This is a genomic window from Mizugakiibacter sediminis, assembly GCF_000953855.2.
In the GTDB taxonomy this organism is placed as follows: Bacteria; Pseudomonadota; Gammaproteobacteria; order Xanthomonadales; family Rhodanobacteraceae; genus Mizugakiibacter; species Mizugakiibacter sediminis.
Map to the genome: position 1 here is coordinate 36,773 of NZ_DF970209.1, position 23,146 is coordinate 59,918.

The 23,146-nt window shown below is 73.3% G+C and carries 22 protein-coding genes; 8 read left to right on the top strand and 14 right to left on the bottom strand.

Annotated features, from left to right (window positions below; genetic code table 11):
- The first annotated feature begins 41 nt into the window (after positions 1–41).
- Genes sufU through MBSD_RS09415 form a run of 3 tightly spaced genes read left to right on the top strand, consistent with a single transcriptional unit; the run spans position 42 to position 1,344 of the window.
- Complete coding sequence (gene sufU / locus MBSD_RS09405) at positions 42–491, top strand: Fe-S cluster assembly sulfur transfer protein SufU (protein ID WP_062537088.1); 450 nt, start codon at positions 42–44, stop codon at positions 489–491.
- Positions 488–1,033: a GNAT family N-acetyltransferase gene (locus MBSD_RS09410; protein WP_062537089.1), complete on the top strand. Its 546-nt coding sequence runs from the start codon at positions 488–490 to the stop codon at positions 1,031–1,033. Before sufU ends, MBSD_RS09410 begins: the two co-directional genes overlap by 4 nt.
- Positions 1,030–1,344: a non-heme iron oxygenase ferredoxin subunit gene (locus MBSD_RS09415; protein ID WP_062537090.1), complete on the top strand. Its 315-nt coding sequence runs from the start codon at positions 1,030–1,032 to the stop codon at positions 1,342–1,344. The genes MBSD_RS09410 and MBSD_RS09415 overlap by 4 nt, the downstream gene beginning before the upstream one ends.
- Here MBSD_RS09415 and MBSD_RS09420 read toward each other — a convergent pair.
- The 8 genes from MBSD_RS09420 to MBSD_RS09455 all read right to left on the bottom strand — a co-directional run bounded on the left by MBSD_RS09420 (position 1,341) and on the right by MBSD_RS09455 (position 6,748).
- A complete protein-coding gene (locus MBSD_RS09420; protein WP_062537091.1) occupies positions 1,341–2,729 on the bottom strand; it encodes a sensor histidine kinase in 1,389 nt (462 codons plus the stop codon). The two genes, MBSD_RS09415 and MBSD_RS09420, sit on opposite strands and share 4 nt — an antisense overlap.
- 23 nt (positions 2,730–2,752) lie before the next feature.
- Positions 2,753–3,424, bottom strand: coding sequence for a response regulator (locus tag MBSD_RS09425; RefSeq protein WP_062537092.1), 672 nt, complete (start codon positions 3,422–3,424; stop codon positions 2,753–2,755).
- A gap of 161 nt (positions 3,425–3,585) precedes the next feature.
- Positions 3,586–4,170, bottom strand: a complete 585-nt coding sequence (locus MBSD_RS09430) for a HutD family protein (RefSeq protein ID WP_062537093.1) — start codon at positions 4,168–4,170, stop codon at positions 3,586–3,588.
- A 1-nt stretch (position 4,171) separates the two neighbouring features.
- Entirely contained in the window at positions 4,172–4,516 is a 345-nt protein-coding gene (locus MBSD_RS09435) for a DUF3147 family protein (RefSeq protein ID WP_062537094.1), read from the bottom strand.
- Between the two features lie 119 nt (positions 4,517–4,635).
- Positions 4,636–5,187 (bottom strand): GNAT family N-acetyltransferase, encoded by a 552-nt coding sequence (locus tag MBSD_RS09440; protein ID WP_237071776.1) that lies wholly within the window; start codon positions 5,185–5,187, stop codon positions 4,636–4,638.
- Between the two features lie 51 nt (positions 5,188–5,238).
- On the bottom strand, positions 5,239–5,835 hold the full coding sequence (locus MBSD_RS09445; protein WP_062537095.1) for a HutD/Ves family protein: 597 nt from the start codon (positions 5,833–5,835) through the stop codon (positions 5,239–5,241).
- 4 nt (positions 5,836–5,839) lie between these two features.
- A complete protein-coding gene (locus tag MBSD_RS09450; RefSeq protein ID WP_062537096.1) occupies positions 5,840–6,301 on the bottom strand; it encodes an SET domain-containing protein-lysine N-methyltransferase in 462 nt (153 codons plus the stop codon).
- Between the two features lie 102 nt (positions 6,302–6,403).
- Positions 6,404–6,748, bottom strand: a complete 345-nt coding sequence (locus MBSD_RS09455) for a ComEA family DNA-binding protein (RefSeq protein ID WP_062537097.1) — start codon at positions 6,746–6,748, stop codon at positions 6,404–6,406.
- Positions 6,749–6,924: 176 nt separating this feature from the next.
- Between MBSD_RS09455 and MBSD_RS09460 the strand changes: the two genes are divergently transcribed.
- Positions 6,925–8,418: a M20 family metallopeptidase gene (locus MBSD_RS09460; protein WP_062537098.1), complete on the top strand. Its 1,494-nt coding sequence runs from the start codon at positions 6,925–6,927 to the stop codon at positions 8,416–8,418.
- A 92-nt stretch (positions 8,419–8,510) separates the two neighbouring features.
- Here the strand turns inward: MBSD_RS09460 and MBSD_RS09465 are convergent, their stop codons facing one another.
- The gene (locus tag MBSD_RS09465; protein WP_062537099.1) at positions 8,511–9,410 is read right to left on the bottom strand and encodes a c-type cytochrome; all 900 of its coding nucleotides are present in this window, start codon (positions 9,408–9,410) and stop codon (positions 8,511–8,513) included.
- A 213-nt stretch (positions 9,411–9,623) separates the two neighbouring features.
- Here MBSD_RS09465 and MBSD_RS09470 point away from each other — a divergent pair, with 213 nt between their 5' ends.
- Positions 9,624–10,280, top strand: a complete 657-nt coding sequence (locus tag MBSD_RS09470) for a rhomboid family intramembrane serine protease (RefSeq protein WP_062537100.1) — start codon at positions 9,624–9,626, stop codon at positions 10,278–10,280.
- 30 nt (positions 10,281–10,310) lie between these two features.
- On the opposite strand, the gene MBSD_RS09475 is transcribed toward MBSD_RS09470, so the two are convergent.
- Positions 10,311–11,690 carry an MBL fold metallo-hydrolase RNA specificity domain-containing protein gene (locus tag MBSD_RS09475; RefSeq protein WP_062537101.1) on the bottom strand — a complete coding sequence of 460 codons (1,380 nt, stop codon included), beginning with the start codon at positions 11,688–11,690 and terminating at the stop codon, positions 10,311–10,313.
- Positions 11,691–11,773: 83 nt separating this feature from the next.
- On the opposite strand from MBSD_RS09475, the gene thpR reads away from it, so the two are divergent.
- Positions 11,774–12,337: an RNA 2',3'-cyclic phosphodiesterase gene (thpR, locus tag MBSD_RS09480; RefSeq protein ID WP_187300619.1), complete on the top strand. Its 564-nt coding sequence runs from the start codon at positions 11,774–11,776 to the stop codon at positions 12,335–12,337.
- Between the two features lie 135 nt (positions 12,338–12,472).
- The gene (locus MBSD_RS09485; RefSeq protein ID WP_062537103.1) at positions 12,473–14,572 is read left to right on the top strand and encodes a M13 family metallopeptidase; all 2,100 of its coding nucleotides are present in this window, start codon (positions 12,473–12,475) and stop codon (positions 14,570–14,572) included.
- Positions 14,573–14,897: 325 nt separating this feature from the next.
- On the opposite strand, the gene MBSD_RS09490 is transcribed toward MBSD_RS09485, so the two are convergent.
- Positions 14,898–16,136 (bottom strand): hypothetical protein, encoded by a 1,239-nt coding sequence (locus MBSD_RS09490; RefSeq protein ID WP_082306584.1) that lies wholly within the window; start codon positions 16,134–16,136, stop codon positions 14,898–14,900.
- Positions 16,137–16,257: 121 nt separating this feature from the next.
- On the opposite strand from MBSD_RS09490, the gene rapA reads away from it, so the two are divergent.
- Positions 16,258–19,104 (top strand): RNA polymerase-associated protein RapA, encoded by a 2,847-nt coding sequence (rapA, locus tag MBSD_RS09495; RefSeq protein WP_062537104.1) that lies wholly within the window; start codon positions 16,258–16,260, stop codon positions 19,102–19,104.
- A gap of 68 nt (positions 19,105–19,172) precedes the next feature.
- Here rapA and MBSD_RS09500 read toward each other — a convergent pair whose 3' ends face one another.
- From MBSD_RS09500 to MBSD_RS09510, 3 genes are all read right to left on the bottom strand, one after another.
- Positions 19,173–20,966 (bottom strand): M14 family metallopeptidase, encoded by a 1,794-nt coding sequence (locus tag MBSD_RS09500; protein WP_062537105.1) that lies wholly within the window; start codon positions 20,964–20,966, stop codon positions 19,173–19,175.
- A 154-nt stretch (positions 20,967–21,120) separates the two neighbouring features.
- The gene (locus tag MBSD_RS09505; protein ID WP_187300620.1) at positions 21,121–21,765 is read right to left on the bottom strand and encodes a DUF502 domain-containing protein; all 645 of its coding nucleotides are present in this window, start codon (positions 21,763–21,765) and stop codon (positions 21,121–21,123) included.
- Between the two features lie 2 nt (positions 21,766–21,767).
- The coding region (locus tag MBSD_RS09510; RefSeq protein WP_237071777.1) for a formylglycine-generating enzyme family protein at positions 21,768–23,146 on the bottom strand (1,379 nt) is incomplete at its 5' end.

Below are 23,146 nucleotides of genomic sequence, written 5' to 3' on the forward strand. Positions count from 1 at the left end.
ACTCTTTTCTCGCGCCCCTCCACTCGTTTCCCGCGGCACCCATGAGCGCCTCCGACCTCTACCGCGACCTCGTGCTGGAGCACAACCGCAGCCCGCGCGGCTTCGGTTCGCTGCCGACCCGCACGCACGCGGCCGAGGGCGACAATCCGCTGTGCGGCGACCACCTGCGCATCGAGCTGGCGGTGGACGCCGCCGGCCGCGTGCGGGACTTCGCCTTCAGCGGCCAGTCCTGCGCGATCACCACCGCCACCGCCTCGCTGCTGGGCGAGCGCGTGCGCGGCCTGGACGCGGCGGCGATCGCCGAGCTGGAGGCGCGTTTCGCCCGCCTGGTGCGCGGCGAATGCGCGGCCGATCCCGCTCTGGACGGCCTGAACGCGCTGGCCGAGCTGCGCGCCTATCCGGCGCGGCGCAAGTGCGCGCTGCTGCCGTGGGCGACGCTGGCCGCGGCGCTGCGCGGCACCCCTCACGCCACCACCGAAGCCAACGCATGAGCGCGAACCCGACGTTCCGTTTCGCCGAGCCGGCCGACGTGCCGGCGATCGTCGCCCTGGTCGAATCCGCCTACCGCGGCGACGCCAGCCGCGCCGGCTGGACCACCGAGGCCGACCTGCTGGACGGCCAGCGCACTTCCGCGGCCGACCTGCTGCCGCTGCTGCGCCCGCCGCACAGCCGCGTGCTGCTGGCCGAGCGCGGCGGCGAGCTGCTCGCCTGCGCGCACCTCGAGCGGCAGGGCGAGGCGGCCTATTTCGGCATGTTCTCGGTGCGGCCGACGCTGCAGGGCGGCGGCGTCGGCAAGGCCGTGCTGGCCGAAGCGGAGCGGTTCGCGCGCAGTGAGTGGGGTTGCCGCGAGATGCAGATGGCGGTGATCGACCTGCGCACGGAACTGCTCGCCTGGTACGAGCGCCGCGGCTACCGGCGCACCGGCATCTTCAAGCCGTTTCCCTACGGCGATGCGCGCTTCGGCATCCCGAAGCGCGACGATCTGCGTTTCGAGCTGCTGGTGAAGCCGCTGCCGGCGGAGCGCGCCGCATGAGCGGCTGGGTGCGCGTCTGCGCGCGCGGCGAGCTGCTGCCGGGCGAATTCAAGGTGGTCTACGACGGCGACACGCTGATCGCCGTGTTCAACATCGACGGCGACCTGTACGCGGTCGAGGACGTGTGCACGCACGACGGCGGCGAGCTGACCGGCGGCGAACTGCACGGCTACGAGGTGGAGTGCCCGCGCCACGGCGCGCGCTTCGACGTGCGCACCGGCGAGGCGCTGTGCGCGCCCGCCTACGCGCCCACGGCCAGCTTTCCGGTCAAGGTCGAGGACGGCGTGATCTACACGCGCGACGACCGCTAGACGCCGGGCGACGTCGGCAGGCGCACTTCGACGCGCAGGCCGCGGCCGCCGCTGCCGTTGCCGAAACGCACCCGGCCGCCGTGGTGCGCGGCGATCTCGCGCACGATCGCCAGGCCGAGCCCGCTGCCCTCGCGCAGCGTGCCGGGCACGCGGAAGAAGCGTTCGCCGAGCCGCGCCTGCAGTTCGGCCGGTACGCCGGGGCCGTCGTCCTCGACCCACAGCGTGGCGGCGTCCGCGTCGGCTTCCACGCCCACGGTGACCTGGCCGCCGTCGCGGCCGTAGCGCATCGCGTTGTCGACCAGGTTGCACAGCATCTCGCGCAGCAGCACGGCGTCGCCGCGCAACGGCACGCCGCCGTCGGGACCGAGGTAGCCGAGGTCGATCTGCTGCGCCAGCGCCTCCGGCACGCGCTCGGCGACGCAGTCGCGCGCCAGCGCGGCCAGGTCGAGCGGCGCGGCGGCGAGCAGGGCCGGCTCGTGCGCCTGCGTGCGCGCCAGCGCCAGCAACTGGCCGGCGGCGCGGCCGGCGCCCTCGGCCAGACGTACGACGTGGCCCAGCGCTTCGCGCACGGTTTCCGGGCGCGGATCGGCGAGCGCGCGTTCGGCCTGCAGGCGCAGCCCCGCCAGCGGCGTGCGCAGCTGGTGCGCGGCGTCGGCGATGAAGCGCTCCTGCAGGCGCACCATCTCGCGCAGGCGCATCAGCAGCACGTCGATGGTGCGCGTCAGCGGCAGGACTTCCACCGGCACGCCGGCGGTGTCCAGCGGAGCCAGGTCGCGCGGATGGCGTGCGCCGACCTGCGCCACCAGCGGATCGAGCAGCCGCAGGCCGCGGCCGATCGACAGCCAGACCACGCCCAGCGCGAGCAGCACCAGCGCCAGTTCGATCGGCAGCGTGCCGAGCAGGATCTCGCGCGTGAGCTGCTGCCGCTTGTGCAGCGTCTCGGCGACGGAAACGACGATGCGGTCGCCGGGCTCGTCCGCGGCGAACGCCACCGTGGCCATGCGCATGGCGTGCCTGCCGATGCGGATGTCGTCGAACACGGCGCGGTCGGCGCCCGCCGGCAGCGCGGCCGGCGTCGGCAGCTCGGCGTTGCCGGACAGCAGGCCGTGGCGCAGGCTGCGCACCGCGAACAGGCTGCGGTCCTCGCTGTCGAATTCGATCAGCAGCCGCGCCTGCGGGTTCAGCTCGTTGCGGGCGGCGCCGCTCTGCGCCAGCCGTTGCAGGGCGCGCGCCGAGTCGAGCAGCCAGCGGTCGTAGACGCGGCCGGCATAGCGCAGCGCCAGCCCGTAGGCGACCAGCGCGCCGATCGCGAGGATCAGGAACAGCGGCGGCGCCAGCAGCAGCAGCAGGCGCCGGCGCAGGCTGGGGGCGTCAGCGGACGCCATCGGCGCACTCCGCGTCGCGGCGTTCAGTCATCGCCGGCTTCCAGCAGGTAGCCGAGCCCGCGCACGGTGCGCACGCGCGCGCCGCAACCTTCCAGCTTGCGGCGCAGGCGGTGGATGCTGATGTCGAGACCGTTGTCGGTGAGCGTGGTGTCCCAGCTGCACAGCGCCTCGATCAGCGCGGCGCGGCTGACCACGCGGTCGCGGCGCGTCGCCAGCGCTTCCACCAGGCCGAACTCGCGCGCGGTCAGCTCCAGGGGAATGCCGTCGACGCTGGCGCGGCGTCCGGCCAGGTCGATGTGCAGGCGGCCGATCACCAGCTCGGGCGCGCCCTGGCTGGCGCGCCGCCGCTGCAGCGCGCGCACGCGCGCCGTCAGTTCGGCCAGGGCGAACGGCTTGACCAGGTAGTCGTCGGCGCCGAGGTCGAGCGTCTCCACGCGCTCGCGCAAGGCGTCGCGCGCGGTGATCACCAGCACCGGCACGGTGTCGCCGCGCTGGCGCAGGCGGCGCAGCAGGCCGGCGCCGTCGCTGTCCGGCAGGCCGAGATCGAGCAGCAGCAGGTCGTAGGGGTGGTCGCGCAGCGCGTGCTCGGCGTCGCGGCCGCGCGCGAGGCTGTCCACCGCGTGCCCGGCCTGGGTCAGCGCCGCGCTCACGGCACCCGCGATCGCCGCGTCGTCTTCCACCACCAGCACTCGCATGATCGTCTCCGTCCGGCGGACGCCGGTTGCACTAAAGCGTAGCCGCTCCGGCAGCGGTGGCAGCGAAAGGCTGCGGAAAGCCGCGCACCCTAGCTTGGCATCCGTTCAGGGCGCCGGTCTCGCGCCCCCTCACGCCCGTGCGCCCCTGCACGGGCTTTTTTTCAGCGTTCGACCGGCGCGTCCGCGGCCAGCCGGGCCAGCACGATCTCGCCGTTTCCCTCCAGCATGGCACGCTCGCCGGCATCGCGGGTGAAGGCCGCCCAGGCGGGCGCGTTGACCTCCAGCGCCAGGACCGCATTCGCGCTGCGCAGCGTTGCCCGGCCCGCCACCGGGTAGACGAACCAGCGCTCGCCGGGGCCGGCGAACAGCAGCATCGAGCCCAGCAGCGGCCGCGCCAGCAGTTCGCCGCGCGCGCCGTCGCGCAAGGCCAGGCTGAACACGCGGGTGGGATCGGCGTGCGGCGCGACCCGCGCCGGATCGCCGGCGGCGAGGCGCGCGACGCCGAGGCGCGGCACGCGCCGTTCGCGCGGCGCCTCGCCCAGCAGGAGATCCGCATCCAGCGGCACCAGCAGGCGTCCGGCGTCGGTGGGGCCGGCGCAGGGCGCGCCGGGATCGGCGCGCGTCATCGCCAGCCGCCAGCGCCAGGCGGCGGCGTCGGGGCCGGCGGCGAACACGGTGTCGACGCCGCCGTCGGCGCGCACGGCCGCGCGGATGTCGGCGCGGGCGATCGCCGCGAGGCGCGCCATGTCAGCGTCCGAACACGGCCGCCAGCCGCAGGCCGGCCGCGTAGGCGAGCAGGGTGGCGGCGGTCGCGCCGGTCAGGCTCCAGCCGAAGCCGACGCCGGCGCGCAGCAGCAGCGGCAGCACCACGAACAGCGCCAGCGACGGCAGCACCAGCCAGAGGATGTCCAGCGAGAAGGCGGCGAGGCGGGCGGGGTCGTGCGTGTCGCGCCACAGCCACAGCATCGCCAGCAGCGAGGTCAGCGGCAGCGAGGCCAGCAGCGCCCCCGCCAGCGTGGAGCGGCGCGCCGCCTCGGAGGCGCCGGCGATCAGCAGCGCGGAGATCACGGTTTTCAGCAGGAACTGGGCCATGCGGACTCCCGGCGATGCGCGCTTGCGCGCGGAGGGCCACAGTTTGCGTGCGGGGATGGCGCAGCGGAAGCCGCGAACGCCCGCCGGCGGCGGCCGACACGGGCGCTGCGCGGGGACGTTCAGCGTTCCGTGGCGTGGTGCGGCGGGTAGTAGGCGTAGACCTGCACCGGCGCGCCGAGGAAGTCGACTTGGTCGACCAGCTGGCCGCCGAGGCGCTGCGCGACCTTGGCCGCCGATGCGTTGCCGGGACGCACCAGACTGACCACGCGCGGCGCGTGCAGGGTGCCGAAAGCGAAGGCCAATACGGCGCGGCTGGCCTCGGTGGCGTAGCCGCGGTGGCGATGCTCGGGTTTCAGCATCCAGCCCAGCTCGATGTCGGGCCAGCCTTCCGGGCGCATCAGCCCGGCGCGGCCGACGAAGGCGCCGTCGGTCTTGCGCTCCAGCGCCCACATGCCGTAGCCGCGCAGTTGCCAGTGGCCGAGTAGCATGGCCAGCGAGCGCCAGGCGTTCATGCGGTCCAGCGGCTGGCCGTCGCCGATCCAGCGGGTGCTCTCGGGGTCGGCCAGCATCGCCGCGTAGGCGTCGAAATGGCCTTCGTTGAAGGCGACCAGGCGCAGGCGCTCGGTCTCCAGGACAGGAATGTCCGGCATGGCGTTGGCGGGACGGGACATCGACCCCACCCTGAGGCGGTCAAAAAAGGAATTGTCGCACCGCCCGGGCCGTCACGGAAGCGCGGCGAACCGGACCAGGATCGCCGTGCCGGCGCCCGCCAGGACCAGCGGCCGGGCACGGGCCGCCGCGATCCGCAGCGAATCGCCGCCGTGGAGGCGGGCGGTTTCGTCGCCGGCGCGCGCCTCGACCTCGCCGTCCAGCAGGTGCAGCAGCCATTCGACGCCGGGACCGGCGGCCGCTGCGGGCAATGCCGCCAGCGGCCCGGCGGCGACCGTCATCCGCACGGCGTCGCGGCGGGCCATGGCGTTGAAGTCGCGGGTGGGACCGCCCAGCAGGCGTGCGGTCACGGCGGCCTCGCCGGGAAAGCGGGCGGCATCCAGGCGTCGCGCCAGCGTCACCGGCGCGGCGTCGGCGAAGTCGAGGCGCATGCCGTTGCCTTCCAGCAGCAGCAGTTCGCGGTCGACGCCGGGGAACGGCGAGAACGGCCCGTCGGCGGCGACCTCGGCGATGCTGACGCGCCAGCGGAATGCGGCCGCGGCATCGGCGTCGCCGGGCGGATCGCGGGCCAGCTCGGTGGTCCAGCCGGCGCCGTTCTTCCAGCGCGTGCGGCGGTAGTCGGCCGCGGTCAGGCGGGTGAGCAGGGCCACGGCTTCAGCCGAGCAGGGCCAGCAACTGCGCGGTGGTGCGGCGCAGGCTTTCGTCCCAGCCGAAGCCGACGATCGGCTGGCCGCTGGCGGCGTCGCGGAAGTCTTCCTCCTGGCCGGGGGCCAGCAGGTGGCGGTAGTCGACGGTGATCTCGGTGCCGGCGGGAAGGTCGTCGGCGGCGAAGATGAAGCCGAGGTGCCACAGCGCGGTGGGCGTGAAGCTGTGGTTGACGTAGCACTCGTCCGGCCAGTCCGGCGACAGCGTGTAGCGGTCCTCGAACCAACGCACCGAGGTGTGCAGCAGCGCGGCCAGTTCGGGGCGCGCCGTGATCTCGTCGAAGGCGTAGGTGCGGTCGATCGCGTCCGGCGCGACCACGATGCGCCCGCGGCGCACGGCCTCCTCGAGGAACAGGCCCTTGCCGGCGCCGGGGATGGTGGAGGCGTCGATGCGGTAGCGCGGCAGGATCATGCGGTGCGGGGGCAGCGGCGAAGGCGCGCGAGTGTAGCGCAGTGCGGCAACGCCGATGCAGGCGGGAGCGGCGCCGCGCAGCGCGCGCTCCCGCCGCAGGGTTCAGCGGCTGGCCGCGGCGCGGGTGGCCTTGGCGGGCGCGCCGGCCGCGGCCGGCTTGGCCGGCGCGCTGCCGCCGTTCAGGCGGATCGCGTCGCGGTTGCGTTCCAGCGTGCGCGGGCCGATGCCCTTGATCTGCGCGAGCTGGTCGGCGCTCTTGAACGGGCCGTGCGCCTCGCGCCAGGCGACGATCGCCTGCGCCTTGCTGAAGCCGATGCCGTCCAGCGACTTGGCGATGGTGGCGGCGTCGGCGTGGTTGACGTCGACCGGCGTGGCGGCGGACGCGGGCAGGGCGAAGGCGAGCGAGAGCAGCAGGGCGGCGAAGGTCTTCATGACGATGGTCTCCATGGCGATGCGGCGCGGCTTGCGCCGTGGCGGAAACAGTACGCACGCGCCCGCGGCGCCGCTGCCGGTCGCGGGCGGCGCGGCGTGTCCGCAGCCGGCGCGCGGCGCTGTCGGAATGGTCCGACAGGCGGCCTGCTAGAATCGCGCCTTTGCGCCGCGACGCGACAGAGGAATCGTGCATGGATACCGCCAGACTGCAAGCGTTCGTCGGCGGGATGTGGGACGACGAGGTCGTGCCGCAGCTCGTCGAGTACATCCGCATCCCGAACAAGTCGCCGATGTTCGACGCGCAGTGGCTCGAGCACGGCTACATGGACGACGCGGTGAAGCTGATGGAGCGCTGGGCGCGCGCCAAGCTGGCGAACGTCGCCGGCGCCAGGCTCGAGGTGGTGCGTCTCGAGGGCCGCACGCCGCTGATCTTCATCGAGGTGCCGGCGCACGGCTTCGCCGGCGACGACTGCGTGCTGCTGTACGGCCATCTCGACAAGCAGCCGGAGATGACCGGCTGGAGCGACGGCCTCGGCCCGTGGACGCCGGTGCTGAAGGGCGACAAGCTGTACGGCCGCGGCGGCGCCGACGACGGCTACGCGCTGTTCGGTTCGCTGTCGGCGCTGCTGGCGCTGCGCGAGCAGGGCGTTGCGCACGCGCGTTGCGTGGTGCTGATCGAGGCCTGCGAGGAATCCGGCAGCTACGACCTGCCTTACTACGTCGACCACTTGGCCGCGCGCATCGGCAAGCCTTCGCTGGTGGTGTGCCTGGATTCCGGCTGCGGCAACTACGGCCAGCTGTGGCTGACCACTTCGCTGCGCGGCATGACCGGCGGCAACCTCAGGGTCAACGTGCTGCAGGAAGGCGTGCATTCAGGCGACGCTTCCGGCGTGGTCGCCGACAGCTTCCGCCTGCTGCGCGCCTTGGTTTCGCGTCTGGAGGACGAGGCCACCGGCGCGATCAAGCCGCGCGAGCTGTACGTCGAGATCCCCGCGCAGCGCGTCGAGCAGGCCAAGCGTTCCGCCGAGGTGCTGGGCACGGCGGTGTACGACAAGTTCCCGTTCGTGCCCGGCATGCGCCCGGTGGCCGACGACCTCGCCGAGCTGGTGCTGAACCGCACCTGGCGCCCGCAGCTCGCGGTGACCGGCGTCGACGGCCTGCCGCCGCTTTCCAGCGCCGGCAACGTGCTGCGCCCGCAGACCGCGGTCAAGCTCAGCCTGCGCCTGCCGCCGACGCTGGACGGCGTCAAGGCCGGCGAGTTCGTCAAGCGCCTGCTGGAAGCGGACCCGCCGTACGGGGCGAAGGTGACTTTCGAACTGGAGAAGGCCTCGACCGGCTGGAACGCGCCGCAGCTTTCGCCCTGGCTCGAGGCCGCCGTCGCCGACGCCTCGCAGCGCGCGTTCGGCGCGCCGGCGGCGTACATGGGCGAGGGCGGCACGATCCCGTTCATGGGCATGCTGGGCGAGAAGTTCCCCGGCGCGCAGTTCCTGATCACCGGCGTGCTCGGCCCGCACTCCAACGCGCACGGCCCCAACGAATTCCTGCACGTGCCGACCGGCAAGCGCGTGTCGATGGTGGTGGCGCAGGTGGTGGCGAAGCACGCCGAGGCCAGCGCCCAGGGCCTCACCCAAGGCGTCGCCGCGCAGGCCGGCCACGCGCAGATGGGCGACCACGGCTGCTGCTGAACGCGCGCACCGCTTGCGCCCGCGCGAAGGCTGCCGCGGGGTGAAGCGCCGGGCGATGTTCCGCAAGACGCTGCGCGGCGGCGCGTGAATCCTCAACGGTGCCCGCGCGGCCGCGGCGGCAGCGTGCGCAGGTAGGCCCACAGCGCCGCCAGTTCGGTGTCGCTCATCCGCGACAGGTTGCGCCACGGCATGAACGGATCGAGCGCGGTGCCGTCCGGGCGTTTGCCGGTGCGCAGCGTGCGCGCGAAATCCGCCTCGCTCCACCGGCCGAGGCCGGTGGCCGGGTCCGGCGTCAGGTTGGCGGCCTTGGGGAAGCTCGGCGGCAGGCCGGGGATGGCGCCGCCGGAGAAATGCTCGCCGTGGCAGCCGATGCAGGCGCTGGCGAGGTAGCGGCCGTACGCCGCGGTGGGTTCGGCCGCCACCGCCGCCGCGTGCGGCGCGTGCTGGTCGATCAGCCGCGCCTCCAGCAGGTTGGGCATGCGCCCGAACGCGAACAGCGCGCGTCCGGCCGGGCCGACGCGTGCCGGCGGCACGTCGCGGTCCACCGGCGGGACCTGCCGCGCCCAGGCGATCAGCGCGGCGGTGTCGGCGTCGCTCAGGTTGGCGAAGTCGCGGATCGGCATGAACAGCAGCGGGCGGCCGTCCGGGGCGACGCCGTGGCGGATCGCGCGCTCCCAGTCGGCGACGCCCAGCGTGGCGCCGATGCCGCCGCGGCCGCGCGTCAGGTTGGGGCCGGCGAGGCGGCCGATCGCCGGCACGTCCACCTCGACGTGGCCGCCGAGGTCGGGGCCGTGGCAGATGCGGCAGCCGCGCGTGGTGGCGATGTGTTCGCCCTGCGCCAGGCTGGCGGCGTCGGTGGGCAGGGCGAGCGGCGGTTCGTCGATCGCGTAGCGCTGGCCGAGCGCCGCGGCGCTGCGGATCCAGACGAAACCGGCCAAGGCGACGATGACGACGAGCAGGGCGACCAGCGCCCGCAGCAGCCAGCGTTTCATGACGTGCCCCTCCGCGCTCCCCGCGCGCAGCGCCATGGTATAGGCCGGCGGCCGGGCCGACGTCCAGTGCCGGCGGCGGTCGCGGGTTGAACTCATCGGGATGTGCGACTATCTAACCGACTTCCGCGCGGCGCCGTCGCCGGCGCCCGGGCCGGCGGCGCACGCGCGCCGGCCCTGCGCCACCCCGTTTCCTTTCCATCACCGGTAAGCCCGATGCCCTTCGACCTGCCCCCGATGACGCGCGCGCTGCTGATCGCGAACGTCGGCGTCTACCTGCTGCAGATGTTCACCGGCCAACTGCTGGTGGTGCACTTCGCGCTGTGGCCGCTCGGCCCCGACCAGCTGGTCGGCTTCACCGCCGACGGCGCGCCGATCACGGTGGGCTTCCGCCTGTGGCAGCTCGTCACCTACGCGTTCATGCACGGCGGGCTGTCGCACCTGTTCTTCAACATGCTCGCGCTGTTCATGTTCGGCGGGCAGATCGAGCGGCTGTTCGGCGAGCGCCACTTCATCGTCTACTACTTCGTCTGCGTGCTGATGGCCGCGGTCGCGCAGCTCGCGGTGATCCACTGGTTCACCGGCGGCTATTACCCGACGCTGGGCGCTTCCGGCGGCGTCTTCGGCCTGCTGCTGGCGTTCGGCATGATGTATCCGCAGGCGCGCATCATCTCGCTGTACATGCCGATCCCGCTGCCGGCCTGGATCGTGGTGATCGGCTACATGGCGCTGGAACTGTTCCTCGGCGTCACCGGCACGCAGGCGGGCGTGGCGCATTTCGCCCACCTGGGCGGCGCGCTCGGCGGCTACGTGCTGATCCAGTACTGGCGCGGCCGCCTGCCGATCAAGCCGAAGCGCGTCCTGATGCGCTGAGCGCGGCGCCGCGGCGCGCCCGTCGGGCGCTCAGACCTCCAGCGTCATGCCCGGCTCGCTGAGCGCGGGCGCGACGCCGTAGCGCTGGCGCAGCTTCTCCGCCAGCGCGTTGCGCGCGGGATTCTCGCCGTGCACCAGGCACACCGGCGGGCGGCCGTCGAAGCCGCCGTACCAGTCGAGCAGGCCGGCCTGGTCGATGTGCGCGGAGAGGCCGCCGATGGTGTGGCGCATCGCTTCGACGCGGATCGTCTCGCCGAACAACTGCACCGTCTGCGCGCCGTCGACCAGGCGCCGGCCGAGCGTGCCGGCGGCCTGGTAGCCGACGAAGATCACGTGCGCATTGCGCTTGCCGAGGTTGTAGAACAGGTGGTGGCGGATGCGCCCGCCGTTGCACATGCCGGAGCCGGCGATGATGATCGCGCCGCTGCTCACGCGGTTGATCGCCTTCGACTGCGCGGTGTCCACGGTGAGATGCAGGTTGGGTAGCTGGAACGGCTTCAGCTTGCCGCTCCACAGGCGCTTGGCGGCTTCGTCGAACAGCGCGTCGAAGCGCTCGTAGACGCCGATCACCTTCGTCGCCATCGGGCTGTCGAGGAAGATGTGGAACTGCGCCAGCCCCCACTCCTCGTGGTAGCGCGCGAACCAGTACAGCAGCTCCTGCGTGCGGCCGACGGCGAACGCCGGGATCAGCACGTTGCCGCCGCCGGCGCGCGCATGGCGGAACACTTCGCCCAGTTCGGTCACCGTGTCCGCGCGCGAGCGGTGGTTGCGGTCGCCGTAGGTCGCTTCCATCAGCACCAGATCGGCCTGGGCGATGCGCGCGGGGTCGCGCATGATCGGCGCGCCGCGCATGCCGAGGTCGCCGGTGTAGACCAGCTTGCGCGTGCGGCCGCCCTCGTCCGCGGCCAGCTCGACGATCGACGAGCCGAGGATGTGCCCGGCGTCCTGCAGGGTCAGGCGCACGCCGGGCAGGATCTCGCGCGTGGCGGCGTAGGGCAGGGGGCGCAGCAGGCGCAGCGCGCGGCGCACGTCGTCGAGGTCGTATAGCGGCTCGGCGTGCGGCTGGCCGTGGCGGTGCGCCCATTCGGCGTCGTGCGCGGCCAGCGTGGCCGCGTCCTCGAGCATGATCGGCGCCAGCGCGGCGGTGGCCTCGTGCACGTAGACGGGGCCCGCGTAGCCGCGCTTGACCAGCAGCGGCAGGCGGCCGAGGTGGTCGATGTGCGCGTGGCTCAGCGCCACCGCGTCGATCGCGCCGACGTCGAAGGGGAAGGGCGCGCGGTTGCGGCGGTCCTCGTCGGGTTCGCCCTGGATCATGCCGCAGTCGAACAGCACGCGCCGGCCGTTGGCGTGGACGAGATGGCAGGAGCCGGTGACCTCGCCGCCCGCCGCTCCATGGAATTCGACTCGCATCGCGCCGCTCCCGCGAAAACCGCCGGCATTATGCGCCGCTGGCGCCGCCGCGCGCCTGCGGCAAGAATGCGCGGATGGCCGCCGTGCCGCTCCGCTGTTTTCTCGCGCTGGATCCCGATCCCGCCACGCTGGACGCGCTCGCCGCGCTGCAGGGGCGCCTGCGCGGCGGCCGGCGCACGCAACCCGGCGTGCGCTGGACCGCCCCGGCGCAGCAGCACCTGACCCTGCGCTTCTTCGGTGCCGCCAGCGAGGCGCAGGCGCGGGCCTTGGGAGAGGCGCTGCCGGCGCTGGCGATCGCGGCGCCGACGCTGGCCGGCTGCGGCCTGGCGTTGTGGCCACATGCGCGCCAGCCGCGCGTGCTGGTGCTGCGGCTGGCGACGCCGCCGGCGCTGCGCCATCTGGCCGAGCGCGCGGAAGCGCTGGCGCGCGCGCAGGGTTTCGGCGCCGAGCGGCGCGCATTTCGCGCGCACGTCACGCTGGCGCGGCTGGGGCCGCAGGCGCGGCCGCCGGCGCCGGATCCCGAGGCGGCGCTGCCGGCCTGCCGGTTCGAGGCGTTGACGCTGTACGCCAGCACCCTGACCGCGGAGGGGGCGCTGTACACCGTATTGCAGCGCGCGTGGCTGCCGGTTGCGGCGGCCGGCCCCTGACCTTCGACACTGTCAGCCGTCCGTGCGGCCGCCTAGGCTCGGCGCGGCGGCAGCGTGCGAGCGTCCTCCCCGTGCCGCGGCCGGTTCAGACGCCCGCCCCCGCGGGCTCGCTTCCCATCTGACGAGGAAACACGGATGAAACTGACTGCGATGAAGCCGCTGGCGCTGGCCGTGGCGCTGGCGTTCGGTCTGGGCGGCTGCGCGACCACCCAGGCGCCGGCCAAGGACACCGGCAAGAGCGCGGCCGTCGCCGCGGCGCCGGCCCACCAGGCGTTCGACGTGAGCGAGCTCGGCGATCCCGCCACCGCCTGCACCGACTTCAACGGCTTCGTCAACGCCAAGTGGGTGGCGGCCAACCCGATTCCCGCCGACCGCGTGCGCTGGGGCGCGTTCGACGCGCTGCAGGAGAAGAGCCTGGAGACGCAGCACGCCATCGTCGAGGAAGCGGCGAAGCGCGCCGCCAGCGCGCAGCCGGGCTCGATCGAGCAGAAGGTCGGCTGGTTCTACGCCGCCGGCATGGACGAGGCGGCCATCAACCGCGCCGGCTTCGATCCGATCAAGCCGGAACTGGCGAAGATCGACGCGCTGAAATCGCGCAAGGACATCGTCGCCTATCTCGACGACAGCTTCGCGCGCGGCCAGGGCGGCCTGTTCCAGTTCGGCTCCGGCGCCGACTTCAAGAACTCCTCGATGCAGATCGCCTACGCCTACCAGGGCGGTCTCGGCCTGCCGACCAGGGACTACTACTTCAAGAAGGACTACGCCAAGCTGCGCGAGCAGTACGTCACGCACATCGCCAGGATGCTCGAGCTGACCGGCGTGCCGGCCGCCGAGGCGGCGAAGCAGGCCAAGCAGGTGATGGCGTTCGAAACCGCGCTCGCCAAGGCCTCGCTGGCGCCGGTCGACCTGCGCAAGCCGGAGAACCAGTACCACTTCGTCAGCTTCGCCGAGGCCGACAAGCTGACCCCCGGCTTCTCCTGGCAGAAGTTCTTCGCCGCGCAGGGCCTCGAGGCCGGCAAGGGCTTCTCGCTGTCGCAGCCGGCGTTCTTCACCGAGGTCGGCAGGCTGCTGAAGAGTGCGCCCGCCTCGCAGTGGCGCGCCTACCTGCGCTACCACGTCATCGAGGGCGCGGCGCCGTACCTGTCCGATCCGTTCGTGCAGGAGAACTTCGCGTTCTACGCGCAGACCCTGCAGGGCCAGAAGGAGATGAAGCCGCGCTGGAAGCGCGTGCTCGGCGCCACCAACGAAGGCATGGGCATGGCGCTCGGCGAGCTCTACGTCGCCAAGACCTTCCCGCCGGAGGCCAAGCAGCAGGCGCTGGTGCTGGTGAACAACCTGCGCGATGCGCTGAAGGCGCGCATCGAGAAGCTCGACTGGATGAGCGACGCAACCAAGCAGAAGGCGCTGGAGAAGTGGAGCACCTTCCTGCCGAAGATCGGCTATCCGGACAAGTGGCGCGACTGGTCCGGTTTGAACGTCACGCCGGACAACTACTACGCCAACGCGATGGCGGCGGCCAAGTTCAACTACGACTACGACCTGTCGAAGGTCGGCAAGCCGACCGACCGCCTGGAGTGGGGCATGACGCCGCAGACGGTCAACGCCTACTACAACCCGACCGACAACACGGTGAACTTCCCGGCCGCGATCCTGCAGCCGCCATTCTTCGACCCCAAGGCCGACGACGCCATCAACTACGGCGGCATCGGCGCGGTGATCGGCCACGAGATGACCCACGGCTACGACGACGAGGGCAGCCAGTTCGACGCCGAGGGCAACAACGCCAACTGGTGGACCAAGGACGACCGCGCCAAGTTCGACGCGCGCGCGAAGAAGCTGGTCGAGCAGTTCAACGGCTACGCGCCGCTGGCCGACAAGCCCGACCTGCGCGTCAACGGCCAGCTCACGCTCGGCGAGAACATCGCCGACCTGGGCGGCCTGAACGTCGCCTACGACGCGCTGCAGATGGCGCTGGCGAAGAAGCCGCAGGAAGCGGACGCGAAGATCGACGGCTACACCGAGGATCAGCGCTTCTTCCTCAACTGGGCGCGCGTGTGGCGCGGCGACATCCGCGAGCAGGCGCAGATCGTGCGCCTCAACACCGACCCGCACGCGCCGGCCAAGTTCCGCGCGATCGGCGCGCCCTCCAACATGCCCGCCTTCGCCCAGGCGTTCCAGTGCAAGGCCGGCGATCCGATGGTGCGTTCCGGCGACACGCAGGTGAAGATCTGGTAACGCCGCCTCGGCGTCGTATCGCAGCGACGGAGGGCGCGGCGCGAGCGGCGCCCTCTTCGTTTGCGCGGTGCGTGCGCAGTGCGCCCCATGCGAGTGGGAGTGAGGCGTGCCATGCTGTGAAGCCTGCATCGCTTCCCCTCCCCCAACGGAGAGAGCGCAGGGTGAGGCGGACGCGGGCGAAGCTCGTGCAGGGCGGAATCGCCGCGCAGCGGCGCTTCCGCCTCGATGCGGCGCCCGCGGTCGGGCCAGCGGCGGAAACCGCTGCGCGGGTTCCGCCCTGCGGGCTTGCGCCCGTTTGAGTTGGCGCGGACCACCCCATCCGCTGTCAGCGCACGAGCGCACCGGTGTACGGATTCCAGCCTCGCGCGGCCAGCGCCGCCCACGCGGTCGCGCCGAGGTGCGGCCAGTGGTAGTAGCGGAAGTCGTCGGTGGGGCTCGTTGGCGTGAGCGCGAGCCCGGTGCTGAGGCGCGCCTGCGGCGTGGCGTAGAGCAGCCCGCCCGCGCTGAAGTCGCCGGCAAGGCCGCGCAGCAGGTGTGCAGCGTCGTCGTGGCGGCCGACCACGCGATAGGCGAGCGCGCCCTGCGCGGTGCCCTCCACCCACACGCCATCGCGGTCCTCGCTGAAGTCGAAGCCGCCGGCGACGCCGTGCACGCGCTCGGCGTAGGCCAGCGCGCGCCGCCACGCCGGCGGCGCATCCGGCAGCAGCAGCGCCCAGAACTGCGCGTCCAGCGCGGACGTCGAACGATTGGGCGTGACGCCGTCGGGCGCGGTGCCGGTGAGGAAGTGGCCGCTGGCGGCGTCCCACTGCGCGTCGACGAAGGCGCGCGCCGCGCGCGCCTGCGCGCCCCAAGGGCCGGCGGGATCGCGCCGCGCCAGCCGGGCGAAGGCGGCGGCGAGGTCGAGGTTGTGTTCGGTCGCCTTCCAGGTGAGCGCCTGCGGATGGTCGTCGAAACCGTAGACGCCGCCGCCGAAACCGCCGGCGCCGGTCGCGCTGCGCGCGTTGGCGACCACCCACGCGCCCAGCCGGCGCGCGGCGTCGATCCAGCGCGCGTCGCCGTCGTGCTCGGCCAGGGTCAGCAGTGCCAGCATGGTCCAGGCGACGTTGCCGGTGGCGGTGCCCATCTGGTAGCCGTCTTCCAGCCAACGCCGCTGCGCCGCGTCCCACCAGCCGTTCGGCAGCGGCGCGCCTTCGACCGCGCCGGCGCGGTAGGCGTTGCGCAACCGCGAGTCGCTGCGCGCGGCGGCGGCGAGCGCGGCGCCGATGCGTTCGGCTTGCGCCGGCCGTCCGCAGGCGACCAGGGCGATCGTCGCCAGCGCGTTGTCGTAGGTGAACGCGGCGGCGGCCAGCGCCGGTTCGCGCGACGGCCCCCGGCCGGCTTCGTCGTCGTAGCTGCGCAGCAGCAGCGGGCCGCGGCCCGGCACCGCGTCGACGCGCGCGTCGAGGGCGCCGCAGGCGCGCGCGGCGAGCGCCTGCGCCGGATCATCGGCCGGTGCCGCGCCGGCGTTCATCGACACCGTCGCGGCCAGAAGCAGCGTCAGCGTCTTGTGCCTGAAGCCCGGCATGGCGGCTTCGTCTCCCGTGGTTCGCGGGACCAAGCCTGACATACGCGCACGTCGCTTGCCCGCTTTGCGCGCCTTTGCCGGCCGGCGGATAATCCGCGACCCGCCTCTTTCGCCGCGCTCGATGAACTTCGTCCCTGGTCAACGATGGATCTCCAACGCTGAACCCGAGCTTGGCCTCGGCACCGTGCTGCGCGTCGAGGGCCGCGGCGTGCAGGTGCTGTTCGCCAAGTCCGGCGTGCTGCGCCAGTACGCCGCGCAGAACGCGCCGCTGGTGCGCGCCGAGTTCCGCGTCGGCCAGCGCGTCGCCGGCAAGGGGCTGTCGTTCCTCGTCGAGCGCGTGGAGATGCGCGACGGCCTGCTGGTCTACACCGGCGAGGGCCGCGAGCTGGCCGAGGGCCAGCTCGACGACGAGCAGGCGGTGTCGCAGGCCGACGACCGCCTGATCTCCGGCCGCGTCGACCGTCCCGACCAGTTCGATTTCCGCGTGCAGGCGCTGGCGCGCCGCGCCGAGGCGCAGCGCTCGCCGGCCTGGGGGCTGGGCAGCGCGCGCATCGACCTGATCCCGCACCAGTTGCGCGTGGTCGAGGTGGCCGCCTCGCGGCGTCCTCCGCGCGTGCTGCTGGCCGACGAGGTGGGGCTCGGCAAGACCATCGAGGCCGGCCTGCTGATCGCGCGCCTGATCGCCACCGGCCGCGCCGGGCGCGTGCTGGTGCTGCTGCCGCCGACCCTGGTCACGCAGTGGTTCGTCGAGCTGCTGCGCCGCTTCAACCTGCAGTTCGCCATCTTCGACGAGGAGCGCTGCGAGGCGATCGAGGTCAACGACTCCGGCCGCAATCCGTTCGAGGACGAGCAGCTGGTGATCGCCGACTTCGCCTTCCTCGAAGCCTCGCCGCGGCGCGCGGAGCAGTTGCTGGATGCGCGCTGGGACCTCCTGGTGGTCGACGAGGCGCACCACCTCGCCTGGACGCCGCAGGCCGCCAGCGCGCCGTACGCGCTGGTCGAGCGCCTTGCCGCGGCTACGCCCGGCGTGGTGCTGCTGACCGCCACGCCGGAACAGCTCGGCCGCAGCGGCCACTTCGCGCGCCTGCGCCTGCTCGATCCGGCGCGTTACCGCGATCTCGACGCCTATCTCGCCGAGGCCGACGGCTATCTCACGCTGTCGCGCATCGCCGAGAAGCTCGGCGCCGGCGCGCCGCTGGACGCGGACGAGCGCGCCACGCTGGCCGAGCGCTTCGCCGGCGACGCGCCGCTGCTCGAGACGCTGGCCGCCTATCCGCAGGCGACCGGCAGCGGCGAGGCGCTGATCGACGCATTGATCGACCGCCACGGCACCGGCCGCGTGATGTTCCGCAACCGTCGCGCGGTGGTCGGCGGCTTCCCGCGGCGCGTGCCCGCGCTCGACGTGCTGGACGGCGGCGCGCTCAGCGAGGACGAACGCCAGCAGTTGCTCGCCGAATTCCACGCCGACATCCAGCAGCCCACGCCGGCGCTCGACCACGACTACGCGCGCGATCCGCGCCTGCCCTGGCTGACGGCGCTGCTGGACGCGCATCCGCAGGACAAGTTCCTGCTGATCTGCCGCAGCCAGGCCAAGGTGCTGGCGCTGGAGGAGGCGCTGCGCACGCGCAGCGGCGTCAAGCTGGCGCGCTTCCACGAGGGCCTCGGCATCGTGCAGCGCGACCGCAACGCCGCGTTTTTCGCCGAAGCCGACGGCGCGCGCCTGCTGCTGTGCTCCGAGATCGGCTCGGAGGGCCGCAACTTCCAGTTCGCGCACCGGCTGATCCTGTGGGATCTGCCGCTCGATCCCGACCTGCTGGAGCAGCGCATCGGCCGCCTCGACCGCATCGGCCAGCGCCGCGACATCGTGATCCACGCCGCGGTGTTCGCCGGCACCGCGCAGCATGCGCTGCTGCGCTGGTTCGACGAAGGCGTAGGCGTGTTCCGCGACAGCCCGGCCGACGGCCGCGAGCTGCTGCGCCGTTTCGGCGCCACGGTGGCCGAACTGGCAGCGGCGCATGCGCACGGCGGCGACACGCCCGACCAGGAGCTCGAGGTGTTGATCGCCGAGACCGCCGCCGCGCACGCCGAGCTGTCCGCGCTGGTGCACCAGGGCCGCGACCGCCTGCTGGAGCTGGCCGCCGCGCGCGAGGCGCGCGCGGAGACGCTGCGCCACGCGCTCGCCGCCGACGATGCCGACCTCGCGCGCGACGCCTTCATCGGCGAGCTGTTCGAGCAGTTCGGCGTGCATGCCGAGGATCTGGGTGGGCGCACCGTGCTGCTTGATCCCGAGTACGTCGCCACCGACGCGTTCCCCGGCCTGAAGGACGGCCCGCGCCAGGCCACCTTCGAGCGCGCCGTGGCGCTGGCGCGCGAGGACCTGCCGCTGCTGCGCCTGGATCATCCGATGGTCGCCGGCGCGCTCGACCTGCTGCTGGAAGGCGAGCAGGGCAACGCTGCGTTCCTGGTCGACGACGCGCTGCCGCCGCGCAGCGCCGTGCTCGAATGCGTGTTCGTGCTGGAATGCGTGGCCGACCGCCGGCTCGGCGTCGAGCGCTTCCTGCCGCCGCTGCCGCTGCGCATCGCCGTCGACACCCGCCTCGCCGTGCGCACGGACTTCGCGCCCAGCCCGAGCGCGTTGCGCCGCGCCGGCGACCGGCCGGTGGACGTGCCACGCTACCGCAAGTACCTCGCCAAGCTGGTGCCGCCCATGCTGGAGCGCGGCGAGCGCGAGGCGCGCGAACGCGCGGCCGTCGAGATCGCCCGCGCCACGGCCGAGGCCGCGCGCGCGCTCGGCGCCGAGCACGAACGCCTGCGGGCGCTGCAGCGCGTCAACCCCGCCGTGCGCGCCGACGAAGTGCAGGCCGTCGAGCACGAATTGCAGGCGCTGCGCGAGGCCATGACCAAGGCGCGCCCGCGCCTCGACGCCGTGCGCTTCGTTTGCAGTGCCGACTTCCTGGCGCTGCGCTGAGCGTCCCGAGAAGCCGCGTCGCGGCTTCCGCCCTGCGTAGGGTGGAACCGCTGACGCCGGTTCCGCCGTCACTCCGCCGCGCGCGCCTTCGCCAGCGCGGCGGCGTCGAGGCGCAGCACCGGGTACAGGCCGACGCGCTGCGCGGCCTTCCACGGCGAGCGGTCGTAGAACCAGGCGAGACGCGCGGCCGGATTGCCGGCGAAAGCGGCATCGTCGCGCAGCTTCGCCTCGAATTCGGCGCGCAACGCCGGGTCCTGCGCCAGCATCTCGCGGGCGAGCGCTTCCGCGACGCGCGGTTCGGCGTATTCGTGCTGCTGGAAGATGGCGTCGAAACAGCCCCAGGCCAGCAGCGAGTCCGGCGCCTGCGGTTCCAGCAGTTCGACGGCGACGTTGGCGGCGCGCTGGTCCAGCGGCACCAGCACCGCGCCGGGCGCCAGCGTCGCCGTGGTGCGCTCGGGCGCGAGGTCGAAACGCTCCAGCATCAGGTGGCCCTCGAACGGCTGCGTCGCCCACTGCGGATGCGTCAGGCGGTAGGCGTCGGCGTCCAGCGTCAGCGGCTTCGCCAGGCGTTCGTAGCGGATGCCGTGCGCGTCGAGGCGTTCGATCGCGGCGGTCCACTCCGCGGGAATCAGGTAGGCCGCGGGCGGCGTCGCGCCGATCGCCGGCGCGAGGTCGCGCCACCACGGCACGGTGTAGGTCCTGGGGCGCCTGGGGTCGTAGCGCACCCACAGGTCGCCGGAGATCGCGCTGCGCTGCTGCGTGAACGCATAGCCTTTCAGCGTGATCGTGGTCGGCGGTTCGGCGAGTTCGAAGGTCAGCGGCACGCGCGCATCGGGTTTTGCGGCGCGTGCGATCGTGGCGGCGTCGGCGCGCGTGACCGCTTGGCGCAGCGCCGCGGGGTCGGCGGCGACGCGCTCCAGCATCAGTTCGACCATGTCGTAGCTGGCGCGCACGCGCGTCGCGTAGTCCTTCAGCATGTGCGTCTCGATCAGCAGCGCGGGGCGGTTCTGCAGCGCGGCGTAGCCGGTGGAGAAACGCGGGCCGGAGCCGAAGTTGACGATGCCTTTGGTGATGTCGCGGCCGTCCTTCAGCTCGAGGTAGGGCGAGGCGAGGTGGCCGCGGCGCTCGAAGCGCGGCAGCACGGCGTCCAGCGCGGCGCGCTGCCAGGCATCGACGGCGGGATCGAGCTTGTGCGGGTCTTCGGTGTACCAGGTCAGGTCGTAGCGGTAGTCGGCGCCGTCGGTGGTGTGCACGTCGATCAGCAGGTCCGGCAGCCAGGCGTTCCACAGCGAAAGCCACGCGCGCATCTCCGGCGCGTCGGCCTTGACGTAGTCGCGGTTGAGGTTGAGGTTCTGCGCGGTGGCGCGGAAGCCCATCGCCTCGGGGCCGTTCTGGTTGATGCGGTTGTACGGGCTGGTGCGCGCGTGGCCGTCGACGTTGAACACCGGGATGTACAGCAGTACCACGCGGTCGAGCAGGTGCGGGTACGCGTGCCGGACCGCGAGGTCGCGCAGCAGGGCGAGGCCGGCGTCCTTGCCCTCGATCTCGCCGGCATGGATGCCGGCCTGCACCAGCACCACCGCCTTGCCCCTGGCGCGCGCGGCTTCCGGGGTGAAGCTGCCGTCGGCGGAGGCGACCACGGCTTCCAGCGGCCGGCCCTGCGGCGTGGTGCCGAACCGCACCAGGCGCAGCGTGGCCGGCGCGGCCTCGGCCAGGCGCTGCAGGTAGGCGCGCGTCGCCGCGCCGTCCGGCGTGCTGCGGTAATGCGCGGCCTCGGCGGGCGTGGTCCAGTCGGCGCGGTCGGCGGCGGCGGCGAGCGCGGGCGCGAGGATCAGCCAGGACAGCAGCACGGGTGCGCGCATGGGGCCTCCACGAAAGAAAAAGGCCGGCGGAACCGGCCTTGAGAGGTGCGTTGCCCGAGAAGAGGCAGCGGCACTGTAGCGGCTGCGGCGGGCCGGCGACTGTGCCGGAGGACACGGTCCGCGCGGTTCGCGTGCGGAATCGCCCCGGGGAGCGTCAGCCGGCGCCGCGCCCGGCCGGCGCCGGCACGTTCTCGGGCACCACCGCGCCCGCGGACAGGATGAAGGCCATCGCCTGGTCGACGCTCCAGGCGGTCGCCGTCAATTGCTCGGTGGGCACCACTTCCAGATAGCCGCCGGTGGGGTTGGGCGTGGTCGGCACGTAGACGGCGGCCATCTCGCGGCCCTGCTCGTCGCGGAAGGTGCGGGTGACGAAACCGACCGCCTTCAGCGGCGCCGCGGGGAAATCCAGCAGCACCACGCGCTGCGTGCCCGACGGTTTGGTGCTCAGCACGCTCATCAGCTTCTTCGCGCCGCCGTAGATGGTGTGCACCATCGGGATGCGCTCCATCACGCGGTCGAGGCCGGCGAGGATGCGCTTGCCGAACACGCGCGAGGACAGGAAGCCCAGCGCGTACAGGAACAGCAGCGTGGCGACCAGCGCCAGCAGCGGCAGCAGCCAGCTGTGGCCCAGCGCCTCGCGCAGCGGCGGCGAGGCGACGTTCAGCAGTGCGGCGACCAGCGGCGCGCCGACGCCGGCGAGCAGACCGAAGATGAACTTGAACACCAGCCAGGTCACCCACAGCGGAATGAAGGTGAGCAGGCCGGTGATCAGATAGCGCTGGATGCGCAGCGAACGCAGGTTCATGGCGCGGCGGGGGGCGGCGGCAGGTGATCGGCGTCGACCTCGCGCAGCACGCGGAAGCCGACCGTGGTGTAGCCCATGTCCGGCGCGGCGTCGCCGCGGTGCTGCAGGTTGCCGTCGCCGTTGCCGTCGCGCCAGGACAGCCCGCGGTACCAGCGGCCCACGCAACGCGTGTCGTCCTCGAACAGGCGGCGCAGCGCGCTGCCGCGCGCGCAGTCGGCGGTCCACTCGCTGGCGTTGCCGAGCAGGTCGTACACGCCGAGGTCGGAGGCGGCGAAGTGCGCGACGGGGGCGGTGTGCGGGAAGCCGTCGCCGCAGGCGAAGTGGTCGCCGCGGCGGCCCTCGCGGCTGGCGTCGGCGACGTCGCCCAGCATGCAGGGGTTGCCGCTGCCGACGCCGCGGGCGACGTGCAGCCACTCGCGTTCGGTGGGCAGGCGGTAGCGCTGGCCGGTGCGCTGGCTCAGCCAGCGCGTGTAGGCGAGCGCGTCGCGCCAGCTCACGCACACCGCGGGATGATCGTTGGTCTGCGCGAAACCGGGGTCGTCCCAGGCGTAACGGCGCAGGCGCGAGAACGGGTTGAGCGGTTCCACGCAGCTGCCGGCGGCGTGGCCGGTGGCGCGCACGAACGCGGCGTACTGGCCGCGCGTGACCTCGGTGCGGCCGATCGCGTAGGCGTGGTCGATGCGGTCGCCGTCCCAGGCCGCCGGCACGAACACCATCGCCGGCCCGCCGGCGTCGGCGAACACCGTGCCGGGCTTGGGCACGCGCGCGATCAGCTCGGCGAGGCCCTCGGCCTGGGCCGGCGCGCCGGGCTTGCCGCGCATCGCCGCGACCAGCGGCGCCAGGTCGTCGAGGCGGTCGCGGTCGAGCGCGCGCACGGCGTCGTTCACCGCGGCGGTGGCGGCGTCGCCGACACCGGCCTCGAACGCGTGCCAGCCCGGCTTGCCGCGCAGGCGACCCTGGTCGGCCAGGCGCTGCGCCTGTTCGTACAGCTCGCCGGCGGCGCCGCCTTCGCCGTCCTGCACCAGTTGCACGATGCGCTTGCCGAGCGCGTCGATCACGCCGAGCAGGCCGGCCTGCGCCTCGGCATTGCCGGGATAGGCGCGCAGCACGGCGAGGAAGCGTTCGGCGGCGTTGGCGCCGAGCGGCGCGACCAGCTTGCCCTTGGCCAGCAGGGCGTTGCCCTCGCGCAGCAGGGCGTCCATGGTCTCGGCGCCGAGCGCGGCTTCGGCGGGCGGAGTCGTCGCGGAGGCCGCGGGCAGGTCCGCCGCCGGCGCTTCGACCCGTGGCGCCGGCGGGAGCGCCGTCGTGGCGGCGGCGATGGGAGCCGGCGCGGGCGCGGCCGCCGGCGGCGCATGCGCCACGCGTGCCAGCGCGG

What these genes read in the sequence shown, in the direction of transcription:
- sufU (WP_062537088.1), top strand. Translation starts at nt 42, where the DNA reads ATGAGCGCCTCCGACCTCTACCGCGACCTCGTGCTGGAGCACAACCGC.
- MBSD_RS09410 (WP_062537089.1), top strand. Translation starts at nt 488, where the DNA reads ATGAGCGCGAACCCGACGTTCCGTTTCGCCGAGCCGGCCGACGTGCCG.
- MBSD_RS09415 (WP_062537090.1), top strand. Translation starts at nt 1,030, where the DNA reads ATGAGCGGCTGGGTGCGCGTCTGCGCGCGCGGCGAGCTGCTGCCGGGC.
- MBSD_RS09420 (WP_062537091.1), bottom strand. Translation starts at nt 2,729, where the DNA reads ATGGCGTCCGCTGACGCCCCCAGCCTGCGCCGGCGCCTGCTGCTGCTG.
- MBSD_RS09425 (WP_062537092.1), bottom strand. Translation starts at nt 3,424, where the DNA reads ATGCGAGTGCTGGTGGTGGAAGACGACGCGGCGATCGCGGGTGCCGTG.
- MBSD_RS09430 (WP_062537093.1), bottom strand. Translation starts at nt 4,170, where the DNA reads ATGGCGCGCCTCGCGGCGATCGCCCGCGCCGACATCCGCGCGGCCGTG.
- MBSD_RS09435 (WP_062537094.1), bottom strand. Translation starts at nt 4,516, where the DNA reads ATGGCCCAGTTCCTGCTGAAAACCGTGATCTCCGCGCTGCTGATCGCC.
- MBSD_RS09440 (WP_237071776.1), bottom strand. Translation starts at nt 5,187, where the DNA reads ATGTCCCGTCCCGCCAACGCCATGCCGGACATTCCTGTCCTGGAGACC.
- MBSD_RS09450 (WP_062537096.1), bottom strand. Translation starts at nt 6,301, where the DNA reads ATGATCCTGCCGCGCTACCGCATCGACGCCTCCACCATCCCCGGCGCC.
- MBSD_RS09455 (WP_062537097.1), bottom strand. Translation starts at nt 6,748, where the DNA reads ATGGAGACCATCGTCATGAAGACCTTCGCCGCCCTGCTGCTCTCGCTC.
- MBSD_RS09460 (WP_062537098.1), top strand. Translation starts at nt 6,925, where the DNA reads ATGGATACCGCCAGACTGCAAGCGTTCGTCGGCGGGATGTGGGACGAC.
- MBSD_RS09465 (WP_062537099.1), bottom strand. Translation starts at nt 9,410, where the DNA reads ATGAAACGCTGGCTGCTGCGGGCGCTGGTCGCCCTGCTCGTCGTCATC.
- MBSD_RS09470 (WP_062537100.1), top strand. Translation starts at nt 9,624, where the DNA reads ATGCCCTTCGACCTGCCCCCGATGACGCGCGCGCTGCTGATCGCGAAC.
- MBSD_RS09475 (WP_062537101.1), bottom strand. Translation starts at nt 11,690, where the DNA reads ATGCGAGTCGAATTCCATGGAGCGGCGGGCGGCGAGGTCACCGGCTCC.
- MBSD_RS09485 (WP_062537103.1), top strand. Translation starts at nt 12,473, where the DNA reads ATGAAACTGACTGCGATGAAGCCGCTGGCGCTGGCCGTGGCGCTGGCG.
- MBSD_RS09490 (WP_082306584.1), bottom strand. Translation starts at nt 16,136, where the DNA reads ATGCCGGGCTTCAGGCACAAGACGCTGACGCTGCTTCTGGCCGCGACG.
- rapA (WP_062537104.1), top strand. Translation starts at nt 16,258, where the DNA reads ATGAACTTCGTCCCTGGTCAACGATGGATCTCCAACGCTGAACCCGAG.
- MBSD_RS09500 (WP_062537105.1), bottom strand. Translation starts at nt 20,966, where the DNA reads ATGCGCGCACCCGTGCTGCTGTCCTGGCTGATCCTCGCGCCCGCGCTC.